The 16,781-nt window shown below is 44.2% G+C and carries 11 protein-coding genes, 12 tRNA genes and 2 rRNA genes; all 25 read right to left on the bottom strand.

Annotation, left to right across the window (positions count from 1 at the left end; translation table 11 throughout):
* Window positions 1-95: 95 nt before the first annotated feature.
* Window positions 96-419: a metal-sensitive transcriptional regulator gene (locus AC1DVJ_RS03950; RefSeq protein ID WP_477588519.1), complete on the bottom strand. Its 324-nt coding sequence runs from the start codon at window positions 417-419 to the stop codon at window positions 96-98.
* Window positions 420-485: 66 nt separating this feature from the next.
* Entirely contained in the window at window positions 486-1,988 is a 1,503-nt protein-coding gene (locus AC1DVJ_RS03945; RefSeq protein ID WP_477588517.1) for a glycoside hydrolase family 26 protein, read from the bottom strand.
* 143 nt (window positions 1,989-2,131) lie between these two features.
* Window positions 2,132-3,871 (bottom strand): ABC-F family ATP-binding cassette domain-containing protein, encoded by a 1,740-nt coding sequence (locus AC1DVJ_RS03940; protein WP_477588515.1) that lies wholly within the window; start codon window positions 3,869-3,871, stop codon window positions 2,132-2,134.
* Window positions 3,872-4,078: 207 nt separating this feature from the next.
* Complete coding sequence (glmS, locus tag AC1DVJ_RS03935) at window positions 4,079-5,908, bottom strand: glutamine--fructose-6-phosphate transaminase (isomerizing) (RefSeq protein WP_477588513.1); 1,830 nt, start codon at window positions 5,906-5,908, stop codon at window positions 4,079-4,081.
* Window positions 5,909-6,359: 451 nt separating this feature from the next.
* Window positions 6,360-7,700: a phosphoglucosamine mutase gene (gene glmM, locus AC1DVJ_RS03930; RefSeq protein ID WP_477588512.1), complete on the bottom strand. Its 1,341-nt coding sequence runs from the start codon at window positions 7,698-7,700 to the stop codon at window positions 6,360-6,362.
* Window positions 7,701-7,730: 30 nt separating this feature from the next.
* The gene (locus AC1DVJ_RS03925; RefSeq protein ID WP_477588510.1) at window positions 7,731-8,975 is read right to left on the bottom strand and encodes a CdaR family protein; all 1,245 of its coding nucleotides are present in this window, start codon (window positions 8,973-8,975) and stop codon (window positions 7,731-7,733) included.
* Window positions 8,968-9,786, bottom strand: a complete 819-nt coding sequence (cdaA, locus tag AC1DVJ_RS03920) for a diadenylate cyclase CdaA (protein ID WP_477588509.1) — start codon at window positions 9,784-9,786, stop codon at window positions 8,968-8,970. Before cdaA ends, AC1DVJ_RS03925 begins: the two co-directional genes overlap by 8 nt.
* Before the next feature lie 168 nt (window positions 9,787-9,954).
* Window positions 9,955-10,560 carry a zf-HC2 domain-containing protein gene (locus AC1DVJ_RS03915; protein ID WP_477588507.1) on the bottom strand — a complete coding sequence of 202 codons (606 nt, stop codon included), beginning with the start codon at window positions 10,558-10,560 and terminating at the stop codon, window positions 9,955-9,957.
* An 81-nt stretch (window positions 10,561-10,641) separates the two neighbouring features.
* Entirely contained in the window at window positions 10,642-11,238 is a 597-nt protein-coding gene (sigW, locus tag AC1DVJ_RS03910; RefSeq protein WP_477588505.1) for an RNA polymerase sigma factor SigW, read from the bottom strand.
* Window positions 11,239-11,315: 77 nt separating this feature from the next.
* On the bottom strand, window positions 11,316-12,185 hold the full coding sequence (locus AC1DVJ_RS03905) for a DMT family transporter (protein ID WP_477588503.1): 870 nt from the start codon (window positions 12,183-12,185) through the stop codon (window positions 11,316-11,318).
* A gap of 122 nt (window positions 12,186-12,307) precedes the next feature.
* Window positions 12,308-15,094, bottom strand: coding sequence for a phosphoenolpyruvate carboxylase (gene ppc, locus AC1DVJ_RS03900; protein ID WP_477588502.1), 2,787 nt, complete (start codon window positions 15,092-15,094; stop codon window positions 12,308-12,310).
* 240 nt (window positions 15,095-15,334) lie between these two features.
* Window positions 15,335-15,405 (bottom strand) — tRNA-Gly (locus AC1DVJ_RS03895).
* Between the two features lie 18 nt (window positions 15,406-15,423).
* Window positions 15,424-15,497, bottom strand: a tRNA-Pro gene (locus AC1DVJ_RS03890).
* Window positions 15,498-15,522: 25 nt separating this feature from the next.
* Window positions 15,523-15,599, bottom strand: a tRNA-Arg gene (locus AC1DVJ_RS03885).
* Window positions 15,600-15,608: 9 nt separating this feature from the next.
* Window positions 15,609-15,683, bottom strand: a tRNA-Gly gene (locus AC1DVJ_RS03880).
* Window positions 15,684-15,721: 38 nt separating this feature from the next.
* Window positions 15,722-15,801 (bottom strand) — tRNA-Leu (locus AC1DVJ_RS03875).
* Between the two features lie 18 nt (window positions 15,802-15,819).
* Window positions 15,820-15,895, bottom strand: a tRNA-Lys gene (locus AC1DVJ_RS03870).
* 10 nt (window positions 15,896-15,905) lie between these two features.
* Window positions 15,906-15,980, bottom strand: a tRNA-Gln gene (locus tag AC1DVJ_RS03865).
* Window positions 15,981-15,989: 9 nt separating this feature from the next.
* Window positions 15,990-16,062 (bottom strand) — tRNA-Thr (locus tag AC1DVJ_RS03860).
* A gap of 12 nt (window positions 16,063-16,074) precedes the next feature.
* Window positions 16,075-16,150, bottom strand: a tRNA-Val gene (locus AC1DVJ_RS03855).
* Between the two features lie 14 nt (window positions 16,151-16,164).
* Window positions 16,165-16,239: transfer RNA gene (locus tag AC1DVJ_RS03850), tRNA-Glu, on the bottom strand.
* Window positions 16,240-16,255: 16 nt separating this feature from the next.
* Window positions 16,256-16,331 (bottom strand) — tRNA-Thr (locus AC1DVJ_RS03845).
* Window positions 16,332-16,333: 2 nt separating this feature from the next.
* Window positions 16,334-16,409 (bottom strand) — tRNA-Asn (locus tag AC1DVJ_RS03840).
* A 5-nt stretch (window positions 16,410-16,414) separates the two neighbouring features.
* Window positions 16,415-16,531: ribosomal RNA gene (gene rrf, locus AC1DVJ_RS03835) — 5S ribosomal RNA — on the bottom strand.
* Between the two features lie 100 nt (window positions 16,532-16,631).
* A 23S ribosomal RNA gene (locus AC1DVJ_RS03830) occupies window positions 16,632-16,781 on the bottom strand; the annotation flags it as partial.

Here is a 16,781-nt window from a genome sequence, read left to right as displayed (position 1 = left end):
TGTTTGATGTGATGAATTCAGTATACCCCCCTACCCTATATAGAGTCAAGGTTAAAATGCGATGGAATCCGGAGTTATGCCGCCCTCCAGATACCTCATTTCATGAGTTTATTAATCGTTGTCAACAATTCGGTAATCACTTCTTCATCGCCTTCTTGAATGCGATCGATAACGCAGCTCTTCATATGATGCTCAAGCAATTGCTTGCTAACCCCATTCAGCGCGGACTGAATGGATGAAATCTGATTTAGCACATCGTCACAGTACGTATCCTTCTCAATGAGCCCCTTAACCCCTCGAATTTGCCCCTCGATGCGGTTCAGACGGGTGATCAGATTACCCTTAGCTTTGTCGGAATGGTGGCTCTTTCGTTCACTTGAAGTTGCACACATGTCGTGTGTGTTGCTCTCTTCCGTCATGACAATCACTCCTTCATGATTGCATTTTAACATAGCCCCCTACCCTATGCAAAGGGTAGGCAATCATTAATAAAGTTCATTCATCCCTAATTTTAATCCACTTCGAATAGCATTCATTACGGATTCATTATCATCCATTTTATATATCCGAGCGGGATTTTCCCCATCCCAATCTATGCTGTTCCACCAAATCGCAACTTTAATCTTGGGATACGTTTGGATCACACGAAACATGTCTTCAATCCATGCCCTCTTGTCGCCTCCAATGGAACTTGATGCAAATTCCGAGATCATCAAAGGCTTATCAGACCATTGCGCATACCTCTTGTATAGCGGTTCGTACAGTTCTTGAAACGTATGCCATTGCTCTCCTGCCACTTTATAATAATTCCCTGTGTTATAAGCGGTTAGCCCTACCACATCTACATATTCATCACCAGGGTAATACATCAACTCGTGATTCCAAGCAAAAGGTGGCTTCGAATCATGATTCGGATTCCACACCCAGATCACATTGTCGACCCCGTTTTCGTTGAAAATTTGGTGGATGTATGTCCAGACCGCTTTATACAAATCAGTGTCTTTCGAACTGTAATAGGCTGAATACCCCACCCAGTCCCCATTCATCTCATTATTCAGTCGAAATAAAACAGGATGACCAAACTCTTTTAAACCTTTTGCATATTGTTGAAAATAGGTTTCATATTTCCCCTCTAAAATGTCATATATGAAATTGGCTTTGTGATCGTTGCCTATAGTTTGCAAAGTTAATTCCACCAAACGGTGATTATGCCATGCATTCATTAAAGCTTTTTTCGGCAGCTCATGGGTGATGGAATTATATCGGACCAGATAATCAAAGGTGTAATGAACATCATCTTCTATTTTATTTAAATTTGTAAAGGTGTCCGGCGCGTCCGGCTGAAAAATTCCCCATCTGAGCGGATTAGTTTTGAAATGTTGATTGTACGCATGAAATGTTTCATCACTTCTTATGATTGGCAACTCTTTAAAATGAGTGTTTAGTGTAGCGCTCTCCGTTTGATCCACGATTTTAAAGCTATTTATCAAAGTTGACTCATTGTGAATCGGTTGACTGGATTTGATCAGAATCGTGTATACCTCCATGCTGTTTTTGGCAATTTCAATGGAAGCATAATAATTATGGTCATTAGGAATTTTAGCAAATTTCGTACGATGCCACTTGAGAACATGGGTGTTCATCCCACTCAACATCCTCATCTCATCGATCTCTATCGTATGATGTTTATCCTCAATCACCATTTGATTGGAGTAACTCGTATAAATATTCGAATCCGATATCGTTCCTTGAAAATTATCATAATAAATCTCAATCTTCGTATTTGGATCATACAACACGGTTCGAATTGGGTGTAATGAAGTGTCTACCTGCATGAAATTAGGATAAGTCAGACTGTATCCGTTGACCTTATCCACCAATAGTTTTCCTTCGTCATTAGCGAACGTATGGATGGTTGCCAACTTACTAATGCTGACGAAAACCAATGATACCGATACTACGCATATTAAAATCCAATTCTTTTTCATTGATTTTCTCCTGTTAGAAACCATCAAGTTACATAAAGTATTCCCCCTAAATTCTTCCCAAAAAGAACCAAATTATTAAACTGAAATTTAACGCAAATAGGCGTTCACCCCAATTGAGGTGAACGCCTATTTATCTACTTTAATTAAAGCAACTTAATCAGCTCTTCTAGCTCTTCAACCAATACTTTTGCAAGTTCAAAATTATTATCTTTTAAAGCCAATTCTATTTTCATTTCAACTGATCTTTTATTTTGTTCTTTTTCTAAATAGTCTCGATCAAAATGACTTGCATAAATCATCTGTCTAAATTTTCGCATGCTCATTTTTCTAATCGTCTTATCGTCAATGATTAACACATAATCCATACCATTTACAACAGAATAGAAATCATGAGAAATCATGAGAATCGCACCCTTATAGTCTACGATGGCTTTCTCCAGTGCTAATTGTGTATAGGTGTCCAAATGACTTGTCGGTTCATCAAGAAGTAATACGTTTGCTTTACTGGCAGAAACTTTAGCCAATTGAAGCACGTTTTTTTCTCCACCAGATAAAGATTCTATCTTTTGATTAACGATTTCTCCTTCAAAGCCATAGTTTGAAAGATACAATCTAATCTCATCATACGTTTTAAACCCAGCCTCGATGAATTCTTCTAGTATGGTATTAGAACCCTTTAGCACTTCGCCTTGAATCTGAGATAAATAAGCCACTTTAACATCAGCATTTATTTCAATTGCATCATGATTATTTGTAAAGATATCTCGGAGTAACGTCGTTTTCCCGGTACCGTTTGGTCCGATAATGGCTACTTTATCCGTAGATTTTATCTCAAAGTTAACATTTTCTAAAAGCAATTCATCAAAGGCAACACGATAATTATTTACACTTATAACAATGACGTCTTCCATTTCATTATCAATATCTAAATGGATATTCGGTTGCTTGATATCTACAAATGGCGCTTTAATTCTACGCGCTTCCAATCTCTCTTGAAATCTAACTCTAGCTTTTAACGCTCTACCTCTAGATGCTTCTGAATTATACGTTGCGATAGCTCTAAGATTATCAATAATGTTATCGTATCTCTCAATTTCTTCTTGTTCAGCGACTGCGATTTCTTGCAACTCAATTTTTGTCTGAAGTAATGAGAAATTATACTCCATATACCGCCCATCAAACTCTTGGATCTCCATGTTTTCAAGGTGTATAATTTTGTTGAAACAATGATTCAATAGATACCGGTTGTGCGTAACAACTAGCACCATGCCTTTGTGAGAATTAATAAGATTTTTAAGCGCATTTAGGTTTTCAAAGTCTAAAAATACATCAGGTTCATCCATAATCATTAAGTCTGGACTACTCAGCATTTCCTTCATCACTTGAATAAGTTTGAATTCCCCACCACTCAAGTCGGATACCCTAATATCTTTTAGCTTCATGAGGTTTGCTAGATTTAGTTTCTTACTAATGTTGCTTTCAAAATCTTCCCCACCGATTGAATCAAATGCATCTAAAGCTTCTTGATACTTTTCTAGTAGCGAGTCAATATCGGTTGATGTTTCCATTTCGGTGCAAATCGTTTGTATGTCATTTTGAATCTTAATAAATTTTTCTCCTAAATATTCGAAAACAGTTGTTTCTTCCGTTTTGTCTGGTTGTGAGAACTGACTTACAAACCCGATTGTGCAAGTTGGATCTATCTCTAACCTGCCATCAAACAAATATCTTTCTGGATCCATCAGTATATCGATCAGTGTACTTTTCCCACTGCCACTTGTTCCTATAAAAGCGCAATGTTGTCCCTCTTCAAGAGTGAATGAAATGTTTGTATATAGTTCTTTTTGCGGAAATGAGAAGGATAAGTTTTCAACTTTTATCATAGTATTACCTTTCTTTATAACTAAAATAGAATGTATGAAAGAACATAGCGTTCGAGTTTACCGTTGTAAGAATAACACTTGTTACAACTAACATCAATCAATTCACATGAAAGTTATTCGTTATCACCAATCGTATTCATTATTTTACTCCAATTACAAAAAAATAGGGCCATCCTAATAATGGTATTAGGACAGCCCTTCATTTATTTACTCAACAGTCACGCTTTTGGCAAGGTTCCGCGGCTTATCAACATCATTTCCTCGCGCCAACGACGCGTAGTAAGACAGCAACTGCAATGGAATCACTGACAAAGCAGGTGTTAACACATCCAATGTTTTCGGAATAATGAACGTGCTGTCTACCGACTTCTGCAGCTCCGTTTCACCTTCCACGGCAATACCCAGCACATTCGCGCCGCGCGCCTTCACTTCTTTAATGTTGCTCACGGTTTTCTCAAGCAGCTCATGCTGTGTCGCTAACGCGATCACCGGAATATCATCCTCGATCAGCGCAAGCGTACCGTGTTTCAACTCACCCGCTGCATACGCCTCGGAGTGAATGTAAGAGATCTCTTTGAGCTTCAAGGAGCCTTCAAGAGCTACTGCATAATCCAACCCTCTGCCGATAAAGAACAGATTATCATGCTTCGCCATCTCTTCAGCAACAACCTTCAATGCTTCCGCTTGCTCCAAAATCTCACTAACCTGCGCAGGCAGCTCCTTCATTGCTGTAATTACTTCAGCAATTTCCTCAGCCGTTTGCGTGCCCAGCGTTTGTGCCAAATGTAGACCAAGCAGGTAGAACGCGATCAATTGTGACGTGTATGCTTTCGTCGAAGCTACCGCAATTTCCGGTCCTGCCCATGTTGTAATAATATCGTTCGCTTCACGCGCAACAGAGCTGCCTACAACATTCGTAATTGCCAGCACGTGTGCTCCGCAACGTTTCGCTTCACGAAGTGCTGCCAACGTATCCGCCGTTTCACCGGATTGGCTCACAACAATCACGAGCGTATCCTTTGTGATAATCGGGGAACGATAACGATATTCAGACGCAACATCCGTTTCGACCGGAATACGCGCCATTTTCTCAATGACATATTTCCCAACCATACCAGCATGGAACGCCGTTCCACAAGCCACGATATGCACACGGCTAATGTTGCGAATCGCCTCTGGCGTCATCGTAAGCTCATTCAACGTAACGCTCTTACCGTCAGGTGAAATACGACTTCCCATCGTATCGCGGTACGCCTTCGGTTGATCATAAATTTCCTTCAACATGAAATGATCAAATCCGGCTTTTTCCGCCGTAACAATATCCCAATCGACATGGAACATTTCCCTGGAAATAAAATTCCCCTCTAATGTCATTAGTTCGACAGAATCCCGCGTTAATAGCGCCATTTCGCCATCATTTAGAATGAACACGTTACGTGTATACTCTAGAATTGCAGGAATATCTGAACCAATGAAGTTCTCGCCTTCGCCAATCCCGATAATAAGCGGGCTAGCTTGACGTACAGCTACGAGTCGGTCTGGTTCGAACTCCGTTAACACGCCAAGTGCAAAAGCGCCTGTCATGTACTTCACGGCTTTCTGAACAGCTTTGAGGATATCTCCCTCGTACAAACTCGCGATCAGGTGCGAAATCACCTCTGTATCCGTCTCCGATACGAAAACATGGCCCTTCGCGATTAACTCTTCTTTCAGCGTAATATAATTCTCAATAATCCCGTTATGCACAACGGAAAATTTCAGTGAATTATCGGTGTGAGGATGTGAGTTCAAGTCTGAAGGCTTACCATGTGTCGCCCAACGTGTATGCCCGATGCCAACGCTTCCGTTCAAAGGCGTTTCACCCAGCTTCGACTCCAGGTTCGCAATACGGCCTTTGGCCTTTTTAATTTGCAAACCATCCGCCGTATACACCGCAACCCCAGCAGAATCATAGCCTCGATACTCTAGCTTTTTGAGGCCTTCCAATAAAATCTCCTGAGAATTACGCTTTCCAATATAACCAACAATACCGCACATAGTTACAACCTCCATATTTTTATAAGCCTCTTCTACAAGGGCTGTTTGTCAAGGATCTCTCTTTTTAGCCAAATCAAAAAAAACAATCTATAAGGACGTTCATTACGTGTACATGTCAAAAAAACATTAATAGATGTTGGATACTTGTCTGCCCGGTCGCCCGAACGATTTTGCTCTCCAACTTAACGGCACTCCTCGTGCCGGAAGGTCCCCGCCGAATGTTTCGAACACCTTCACCTCGTCAACTCACCGCGTAGTAGCAGCCTTTCGGCTACATTTCCGTCCCGCTTGCGAGTTCTGGCGCTATTTGTTGCGAATAACCTCTGCCCTGCCTTTCCTTCTTGAGTAACTTCATCATATGCATTTTATCATGGCAATGCAACCTGTTTTTGGCATGCCTCATCCCCCACCCCGCTATTTTCTAGCAAAATGAGGGACTAGCAACCTATGATTATACCAATTGCTCTTGAATTACCTTCGCAATATCGTGTACATACGCTTCAACTTGCTCTTTGTCTGGACCCTCGGCCATTACACGAATCAAAGACTCGGTACCCGATGGACGAACCAATACGCGGCCATTATCGCCAAGCTCATCTTCAACCTTACGGATCGCATCTTCGATAACAGCATTATCCTTCAACTTGCTCTTGTCAGCAACTCGAATGTTGACGAGCAATTGCGGGAATTTACGCATAATCCCTTTCAAATCGCTAAGCTTACGCCCAGTCTCAACAAGGGTATTCACCAATTGCAAAGCTGTCAGAATGCCATCACCTGTTGAGATGTAGTCTAGGAAAATAACATGACCGGACTGCTCCCCGCCTAGGTTGTAGCCGCCTTTACGCATCTCTTCCATCACGTAGCGATCGCCTACAGCGGTTTGCAAAGCCTTCAAGCCCGCTTTTTCGATCCCTTTGAAAAAGCCAATGTTCGCCATCACCGTCGTCACAATGGTGCCGTGGTTCAGCTTCCCTTTGCGATTCAGCGCATCGCCAAGGATACTCAAGATGAAGTCGCCGTCGACTTCATCGCCCTTCTCATCGATCGCGATCAGACGATCCGCGTCCCCGTCAAAAGCAAGCCCGATGGCCGCGCCATGCTTAACCACCTCGGCGCGAAGCGTCTCCGGGTGGGTGGAGCCGCAATCATCGTTGATGTTGCGCCCATTCGGCTCTGCGCCGATGGTGATCACTTCCGCTCCTAGCTCGCGGAAGATCAAAGGAGCCAGCTCATAGGCCGAGCCATTCGCACAGTCAAGAACAACCTTGACGCCGTCGAACGATTTCGACACCGTCTCCTTCAAGAACGCCAGATAAAGGTGCTTCGCATCTGGCTGATCCGAAACCGTACCAATCTCGCCGCCGACTGGGCGAGGCAGTTCATCCACAGCTGCATCTAGCAGCTGTTCAATTTCAAGCTCCGTCTCATCCAATAGCTTGAAGCCGTCGCCCCCAAAGAATTTAATCCCGTTATCCTCAACCGGATTATGGGAAGCGGAGATCATAACGCCCGCGTCAGCGCCTAGCTTTTTCGTCAAATAAGCAACCGCTGGCGTACTCACCACACCAATTCGAATCACTTCAACACCAATCGATAACAAGCCTGCTACGAGGGATGCTTCCAGCATGGGCCCCGAAATTCGTGTATCTCTCCCGATCACGACTTTCGGATGCTTTGCCTGTCTTGTTAACACATACCCGCCGCAGCGCCCTACCTTATAAGCTAATTCTGGCGTGAGCTCGCCATTCGCGACACCGCGCACACCATCCGTACCGAAATATTTCCCCATTTTTGTATTCTCCTCTTTCTCTATTCCCCATTAAGGATTTGTAGCTTTTACATTTTTCTCGCTGATTTCAACGATCGCCTTCACTTCTTGCGGAAGCCCGAGCTTCACATAGGTAGGCATATTCAAAGTAACAGTCAATTCATGCTTACCTGGAGGCAAATTACTTACATCTAGTATCGCTTGAATATCTTGAACTTTCAATTGATCAATAATGGTAGGAGCACCTTCTACCGTAATATTTAAGGAAGACGATGCCGGCTGTGTAACTGTGGTGACATAATTCTCATTTTGCCCAATGATCGTAATCGGCACATTTTCTACGGCTTTCGTGATCGAAGGCACAACCTCCACATGGACCGTCACCTTCGCAGGATCCAATTGAGTTACTTTATTCCTGAGAGGAATGTCCAGTGCAAAATCTTTCGTTTCCTTCAGATCCTGCAGACTAAGTATCGGCCCTTGATAGAACTCCAGACGATCTACGACATCTTGCGAGCCGTATACCGTTACCTTATCAGGGGTTTGCGTAACCATCGAGATCGCATAGCCTTTTGGCGGTTCGCCGCTTATTTTGAGCTGCAACGGAATCGTTTGGAACGGACTTGTAATTGGCACCTCAACATCCACAACCGATGGATTGATGTTCAGTGTAACTTCTTTACCATCCTTGTCGAAGGCCTGCAGTCTAACCTGCTTGGTTACCGCCGATTGTGCTTTATCTACAGACACTTCGCCGCGGACATTCTCAATCTGATCCAATTTACTCGTCTGTGCCGTAATATACACCTTGCCAGGCTTCACAATAGGTTGTCCCGCTTTGAGGCCTGCTGCTGGCGTTCCCTTGACATTAATAACCACAGGTACTTCTTTCATCTGTAGCTCCTCAATGACGACGTGAACCGTTCTAGGAACGATCTCTACATCAACATCCGAAGGTATCCCTACTGGTGTAAGTGGTACTTGATGGTCGCCTTTGCCGACCTGCGTCAAATCGAGTTGAATCTGATACGAATTACTTGTCGTTACTTTCTTAACGGAAGATTCCTTCCCTTTCAGAATCACCTGTACATTCGCAGGAGACATCGACGAAATGTAATAATGCGTTTCATCGTATTTCGTTGTAATCGATACGTTATTAATGGTTTCCTCGCGTTCGCGCAGTGGTGTATTCCCGGAGATATTCGTCTCTTCCATATGCACGACAACCCATAGCAGAATCCCGATAACAAGTGCAACAATCCGTACCACATTCGTATTACGTAACCATTTATCCATTCGAACGCCCCCTCCATTTCAAGAAAGGGTTCTTTTCTTTTGTTTTTGTTTTCGGCTTCAGTTCTTCAAAGAGCTTAGATATTAACGATTCCTCTTTAATATCCCGCACGATATGACCATTCATCGTCAACGAAATTTGGCCTGTCTCCTCTGAGACAATTACACACATTGCATCCGAAACCTCACTCATACCGATCGCCGCACGATGCCGCGTCCCAAGCTCCTTCGAAATGAAAGGATTTTCAGACAGGGGCAAATAACAACCCGCCGCCATCAGCTGTCCTTGCCGAATAATGACTGCACCATCATGAAGAGGCGTATTGGGGATAAAAATATTAATTAACAGCTCTCCGCTGATCTTGCTCTCTATTGCAATACCGGATTCGACATAGTCAGTAAGTCCAGTCTCTTTCTCAAAAACAATCAAGGCCCCAATCTTCCGCTTGCCCAAATAATTCGCAGCCCGAATCACTTCGCTGATTCGTTTGTTGACATCTTGATCCTCTTCTGATGAAGATCTGCCGCCGAATAGCTTCCCACGACCCAATTGCTCCAAGGCTCTTCTTAGCTCTGGTTGGAAAATAATGATGACCCCGAGCACCCCGAACGTAAATGCTTGATTCACCATCCATTGGAGTGTACTTAACTGAAACCAAATACTAATGACCCAGATAATGACAACTACGAGGATACCTTTCATTAATTGAATGGCCCTTGTCCCGCGCACCAATAGGATCAATTTATAAATCACATAGCTAACGATGAGTATATCGACGATATCCTTAGCCGAGATGCTCGTGAGCAAATCCATTGTATTCTCCCCCAGGCGACTTAACAAAGTTCTCTCTATTTAAGAATCATAACATAAACCTAGGTATACTTCTATTTATCTAGACTCACCGCGCGAGAATTGGTTCAATTTTCCTATACAAAAAATGAGAAAAGCCCCCTATAGTCTCAGCTATAAGGGGACGTTCCGTTATGGCGTGATTTTACCTGCGAATTCACCTAATTTATACCAGACCCAGCTCAATGCTTCATCGACTTGTTTGACTTCTCCAGATATATGCGCCGTTGAGGCCAGGTTGACCGAACCATCGATTACGACGACATTCCCCGTTACATCGCCTTCAACCTTCAGTTTACCGCGTTTGACAACAAGATCCCCATTCACGGTATGCCCTTGCGGCACAATCACAGTATCCCCTTGAATAACGACATCCTGAAGGTTACTTCCCTGCACCATGAGATTCTGATCGTCATCCCACATCGATACGAAGCTTCCGAACATGACCGTTCCGAAAACAACAGCAACCGATACAGCAGGGTGTCTGCGAATCCAATCCGTCCAAGTGTTCTTCTTTTTCATCGGTGGTAAGCCGCTCATAATCTGTGCAGTTAACGTATCAGGTACTTTGATGGAGGGCAGCATTCTAACCAAAGCATCCGTTTTCTCTAATTGTTTGAAAGTGTTATGACACCCCTGACAGGCTATCAAGTGCTCTTTCAGCTTTAGAGCTTCAGTCTTTGTTAAATCACCGTCGAGATATTCATGTATGAGCGGGAGGGCTTCTTTACAATGCACGATACAGCCACCCCTTTCTTCAAATGTTAGAATTACTTATGCATGTTGTGATATACCATACGTATGGATTTCAAATATGTTTCAAATTCGAACAGGATTTGTACTTTCAACTTGTTCCTCTTGCTCCAACCTTTTGCGTAAGTACTCTCGCCCCCTGTGTACACGCGTTTTGATCGTCGTCACGGGCATGTCGAGCACATCGCTTATTTCTTGCAGAGACATATCATGCAGATACCTGAGAATGACAACCGATTTATATTTCTCTGGCAGCATCTCAATCGCTCGGTGAATTTGTGCCTGCGTCTCCGATACAATCAACTGCTTCTCCGGTGTGTCATCATCACTAGGCAGCATGGCATAATAATCATTGCCCTCGCCATCTGTCATTTCTGCATCCAACGAGTACGTTGGCTTTCTTCGTCGCAGCTTATCAATGCATAAGTTTGTCCCGATCCGAAAAATCCACGTAGAAAACTTCTGATTCTCATCATAGCGATGCAAATTCGTATACACACGCAAGAATGTTTCTTGCACGGCATCTTCGGCTTCTTGCTTGTTATTCAGCATGCGGTAAGCCAAATGAAAGATCTTGTCTTTATAGAGCTCCACGAGCTCCGCAAAAGCATTCCGATCCCCATTTCTGGCCAGCTTAGCCAGTCGTGCTTCAACAAAGTTCAATTTGTTTTCCTCCGGCTTCTCGACAATTCAACTACCATTTATATAGAAAATTCCCTCTACTAATATATACGCAGAAATTACGATTTGTTTTCAGAAATTATTATTCCTCCAAGAATCAGGGCCATCCCACCCCATTGTAATCCGCTAATCGGCTCTCCGATAAGCAGATAGGCAGCGACAATAGCCACAGGAAGCTCTACAGATCCCAACAAAGCAGCGAGTGTACTTCCGATCCTAGGTATCCCGATGTTGAATGAAACTGTCGGTACAGCTTGTCCTAATAAACCTAACAGCAATCCCCACAGCATCAGCATGCCACCATTTTCGTGAACAAAAATCGTCGGCGGATACAACATATACATAACCGGCAATGCAGCCGTAAGCATAATTGCTGAATTCATGAGCGGAGGCAGGGTGCTCACCACTTGTCCCGTGAAAAATAGAAAGATACTATAAGCTAACGCTGATAAAAGACCATATACGATGCCCAGCACGCTGAGCTCTCCCCAGTTGGTATCAAACACATTCACAGCAAGTATCGTTCCTGCCAAAATGAGAGCAATCGCAATCCCTTCCATGCGTTTAGGCCATCTACGTTTCACGATACAATCCATCGCGATCGTCATCCACGTAAACTGAAAAAGAAGAATAATACATAGGGAAGCATCGAGTTCCTGCAGCGCAATATTGTAAACGACCGTCGTTAATGACAGTCCAAAAATACCAATCAGGCCAAGCTTGATCCACGGACCTTTGAAGGGATTCACCCAAGATTTTTTATGAAAAAGTATTAATATCCATACGAATAACGTCCCCATTGTCATTTGCGCAGGCGTAATCTGTACGTCTGTGAAGCCCTGATCATAAGCCATTTTGATAAAAGAGGAGAGCAAGCCATAGCTTGCAGCTCCAATAATAACAAGGACTATTGCCAACCATCGCCCCATGCTGCCGCGCACCTCCTGCCTTTGGGCAATTCCCGTAATCACAGGAAAAGCCGAGTTGCCTGCATAGCTGCAAGCCCCCCGACTTTATCATCCTGTTGCTTTTCTTATTTTGTCATAAAGGATCAGCCCGTATTCCGAAGTCCCGCGGCAATCCCATTGATGGTAAGCAGTACTTCACGAAGTAGAATCGCATCATCTTCATTGTTTTCTCTTAGTGCGCGAAGCTCAGTTAACAGTTCTACCTGCATGTAGCTAAGCGGATCCACGTAAGGGTTACGCAATTTAATGGATTCTTGAATTACAGGAACATTATCCAGAATCTCTTGCTGACCTGTAATTTGCAAAATAATAGAGGACGTCAACTCATACTCGTCTTTGATTAGATTAAAAATACGCTCTGCAATCGCGGATTCCTTCACCAAGCTGCCGTATTCCTTCGCAATCTGAAGATCTGCTTTCGCTAATGCCATTTGCAGATTATCAATCATTGTGCGGAAGAATGACCAGTCCTCATACATCTCTTTAAGAACCGCTAGGTTGTTTTCATTACCTTGAGCGAAGCTTTGCAAGCCTGTGCCTGCCGCATACCATGCCGGTAGCAGGTATCTCGTTTGAGTCCAAGAGAATACCCATGGAATCGCACGCAAATCTTCGAACTTATCACTATTTTTACGCTTGGATGGACGGGAACCGATATTCAGTTCACCAATCTCCGGAAGCGGTGTGGATTCTTTGAAGAATGTTAAGAAGTCTGCGTCTCTGAAAATAAGATCTTGATACTTCGTTTGCGCTTGCTCCGAAATGCCACGCATAATATTCTCCCACTTGTCTTCTAGCGGGTGTCTTTGTGGGGATCGGGACAGCTTTGATGCTGTGATCAAGGCAAAAGTCGCCTGCTCCAAGCTACGGTAAGCAATCCCTTGCAGGGAGTAACGGGAAGACAAGACTTCACCTTGCTCCGTAATCTTAATGCCGCCGCCAAGCGTTTCAACTGGTTGTGCCAAAATACTTCGGTTCAACGGCATGCCGCCGCGACCTAATGCACCACCACGACCATGGAAGAACTTCAACTTCACACCGAATTTCTTCGCAGCTTCTGTGATATCTTGAAGTGCCATACGCAGCTCCCAGTTCGCTGTAATCACACCGCCGTCTTTATTACTGTCGGAATAGCCCAGCATAATTTCGTGCAGCTGTGTTTCAGGGTCAAGGCTAGCTCGGTAAGCAGGGATCGCTAACAACGTGCTCATAATACCAGGCGCCGCATGAAGGTCGTCAATCGTTTCAAAAAGAGGAACAGACTGAACCGTACTCGTTACCGTACCGTCGCTCTCTCTGCGGTATAGGCCCGCCTCTTTGGCAAATACAACAACTTCAAGCAGATCACTCGCGCCTTGCGTCATCGAGATCAGGTAACTGTTAATACAGTTGCGTCCGAATTCCTTCTGCGCTTTACCTACGGTACGATAGACATCTAAGCATTCCTTCGTGCCATCCGTATAGTCCAAATACGTTGACGTGATTGGACGAGGATCATTTAGCACATTCGTGAGCAATGAAATCTTCTCATCTTCCGAAAGCTTGCTGTAATCCGGTGTAATCCCCATTTTCGCCAAAATTTCCGTCATCGCATTCTCATGGTCTTTACTGTGCTGTCTGATGTCCAGAGCAGCTAAGTGGAAGCCGAATAGCTCCACCTGACGAATCAGCTTTTTAATATATTTATCAGCGACATAATCTGCGTAATGCGCACGCAAACTAGCCTCCATGATTTGCAAATCTTGAATGAACTCTTCAGGAGTATTGTACTTCTGTGTAGCAGATACATTTGCATTGCCCGTATTATGAACCTTCTCGATCATATAAGTCGTTTTAATCCGGTACGGTTCTTTCTCATTGCGCCAAACATCCTGAACATTCCCCATCGCATCACGATCACTTTGGATCGAGTTGATTAGCGCATCGCTCACATTCACAATGTTCTTACTAAAGCTCATATGCGCTAGCGATTCTTTGAGGATTTCCTCATACTTTTGCAAAGCCAATTGACGGTGCAAACCAAGTGTTTCCCACGTCACATTCGCTCTCACAGATGGATTTCCGTCACGGTCTCCACCGATCCACGAACCGAATTTCAAGAAGGATGGCACATGCCACTTGTCTTCTGGGTAATATTTATTTAAACAACGCTCAAGCTCATGATAAACCTCTGGCAGTACATCGAATAACGTCTCGTCAAAATAATACAGTCCGTTACGCACTTCGTCGATTACCGTCGGTTTACGGTCTCGCAGCTCGTCCGTTTGCCACAAATTAAGCACTTCACCTAACAGCTTCTCACGCAATTGCTCTCGCTCACGGTATGTTAGATTAGGGTTGTCCAGCTTCATCATATCTTCAGAAATGCGCAGGTTAATATCAAGAACTGCACGACGCATAGCTTCAGTTGGATGTGCCGTCATCACGAGCTCCAGAGAGATCGCTTTAAGAATTTCTTGCACCTCGGAATACGGAATATGCGTATTCTTCAGCTCTTGTACGATGCTCTCAATAGAACCTGGTTGTACAGATTCACCAGAAGAGCGCTCATAGTCACGCTTACGACGAATACGATGGTTTTGTTCAGCAATATTAACTAGTTGGAAGTATATAGCGAAAGCTCGTATCACTTGATGGCGAATTTCCGGATCTAGTGAAGATATCGTTTTCTTAAATTCATCATAGATCTCAATGACATAGTGTGCTCTTAACGACTTGCTCATTTCACGAATTCTTTCAACGACATCCAGCAGATCATTTCCGCCCTGATGTACAAGAACTTCGCCTAGTATGTGTCCAAGAAACCGAACATCCCTGCGCAGCAGATTATTCGTACTTTGTTTTTGTAGGACGATCTCACTCTCTACCATTACTCTCCACCCCATCTATTCACTATGATGCATTAATGCTTCTCTCTGCAAAAGCTAGTCGCTATAAAAACTCATTTCAGAATATTTTACCACAATCTGACCGCTACACATAGTATTAAAATAAAAAAACCGTACGTTTTCCGGTGGTAATTAATGTATTGGTAAGATTCTAGGAACCTCTTATCCCTGACTTAATCCTTGGAAAACAGAAAAAACCACCCGAAGGTGGCTATTTCTTTAAGCGGGCGGCGGGAATCGAACCCGCGCGATCAGCTTGGAAGGCTGAAGTTCTACCATTAAACTACGCCCGCGTAGTTTAGAAAAAATGATCGGGACGACACGATTTGAACATGCGACCCCCTGCTCCCAAAGCAGGTGCTCTACCAAGCTGAGCTACGTCCCGATACGTTATAACTTATAATGAAGAATGGCGCGCCCTGAGAGATTCGAACTCCCGACCTTTTGATTCGTAGTCAAATACTCTATCCAGCTGAGCTAAGGGCGCATATTAATTTGGAGCGGAAGACGGGGATCGAACCCGCGACCCTCGCCTTGGCAAGGCGATGCTCTACCGCTGAGCCACTTCCGCAGGGTACCTCAGGTATATGAATATACTTGAGGATTTAATGCGCGTAGAGGGACTTGAACCCCCACGGTCACCCGCTAGATCCTAAGTCTAGTGCGTCTGCCAATTCCGCCATACGCGCACATTGTAAAAAGGCAAATGGTGAGTCATGTAGGATTCGAACCTACGACACCCTGATTAAAAGTCAGGTGCTCTACCAACTGAGCTAATGACTCAAGTTTAAAATGGCTGGGGATCAAGGATTTGAACCTTGGCATGACGGAGTCAAAGTCCGTTGCCTTACCGCTTGGCTAATCCCCAATAATAACATGCCGTCGAGAGGACTTGAACCCCCAACCTACTGATTACAAGTCAGTTGCTCTACCAGTTGAGCTACAACGGCATATGAAGTTAATGGTGGAGGCTGACGGGATCGAACCGCCGACCCTCTGCTTGTAAGGCAGATGCTCTCCCAGCTGAGCTAAGCCTCCATGGGATTTGAAAATGGTGACCCGTAGGGGACTCGAACCCCTGTTACCTCCGTGAAAGGGAGGTGTCTTAACCACTTGACCAACGGGCCTTACTATAAAAATTACTGGAGCTTCCAACCGGAATCGAACCGGTGACCTCATCCTTACCATGGATGCACTCTACCGACTGAGCTATGGAAGCAATGGCTCCCCGAACAGGACTCGAACCTGTGACAACTCGATTAACAGTCGAGTGCTCTACCAACTGAGCTATCAGGGAACAATGCTTGGCAACGTTCTACTCTCCCAGAACCCTGCGGTTCAAGTACCATCGACGCTGGAGGGCTTAACGGTCGTGTTCGAGATGGGAACGCGTGGGTCCCCTCCGCCATCATCACCAAACATTGATGCTTCTGCCAGGAAACATCGAAAAACATTCAGGCTGTCTTGCACCCTGAAAACTAGATACGAAACTCACGTAAAGTTAGATTTCTTAGGAATTTTGGTTAAGCCCTCGACCGATTAGTATTCGTCAGCTGCATACGTTGCCGCACTTCCACCTCGAACCTATCAACCTCGTCGTCTACAAGGGGTCTTACATACTGGGAAATCTCATCTTGAGGGGGGCTTCGCGCTTAGATGCTTTCAGCGC

The organism is Paenibacillus sp. P4_A9, from assembly GCF_056402415.1.
This window is presented reverse-complemented; position numbering and strand designations above follow the sequence as displayed.

Bases quoted from the DNA above. Each gene is read 5' to 3' on its own strand.
- AC1DVJ_RS03950 (WP_477588519.1), bottom strand. From the start codon at position 419: ATGACGGAAGAGAGCAACACACACGACATGTGTGCAACTTCAAGTGAA.
- AC1DVJ_RS03945 (WP_477588517.1), bottom strand. From the start codon at position 1,988: ATGAAAAAGAATTGGATTTTAATATGCGTAGTATCGGTATCATTGGTT.
- AC1DVJ_RS03940 (WP_477588515.1), bottom strand. From the start codon at position 3,871: ATGATAAAAGTTGAAAACTTATCCTTCTCATTTCCGCAAAAAGAACTA.
- glmS (WP_477588513.1), bottom strand. From the start codon at position 5,908: ATGTGCGGTATTGTTGGTTATATTGGAAAGCGTAATTCTCAGGAGATT.
- glmM (WP_477588512.1), bottom strand. From the start codon at position 7,700: ATGGGGAAATATTTCGGTACGGATGGTGTGCGCGGTGTCGCGAATGGC.
- AC1DVJ_RS03925 (WP_477588510.1), bottom strand. From the start codon at position 8,975: ATGGATAAATGGTTACGTAATACGAATGTGGTACGGATTGTTGCACTT.
- cdaA (WP_477588509.1), bottom strand. From the start codon at position 9,786: ATGGATTTGCTCACGAGCATCTCGGCTAAGGATATCGTCGATATACTC.
- AC1DVJ_RS03905 (WP_477588503.1), bottom strand. From the start codon at position 12,185: ATGGGGCGATGGTTGGCAATAGTCCTTGTTATTATTGGAGCTGCAAGC.
- ppc (WP_477588502.1), bottom strand. From the start codon at position 15,094: ATGGTAGAGAGTGAGATCGTCCTACAAAAACAAAGTACGAATAATCTG.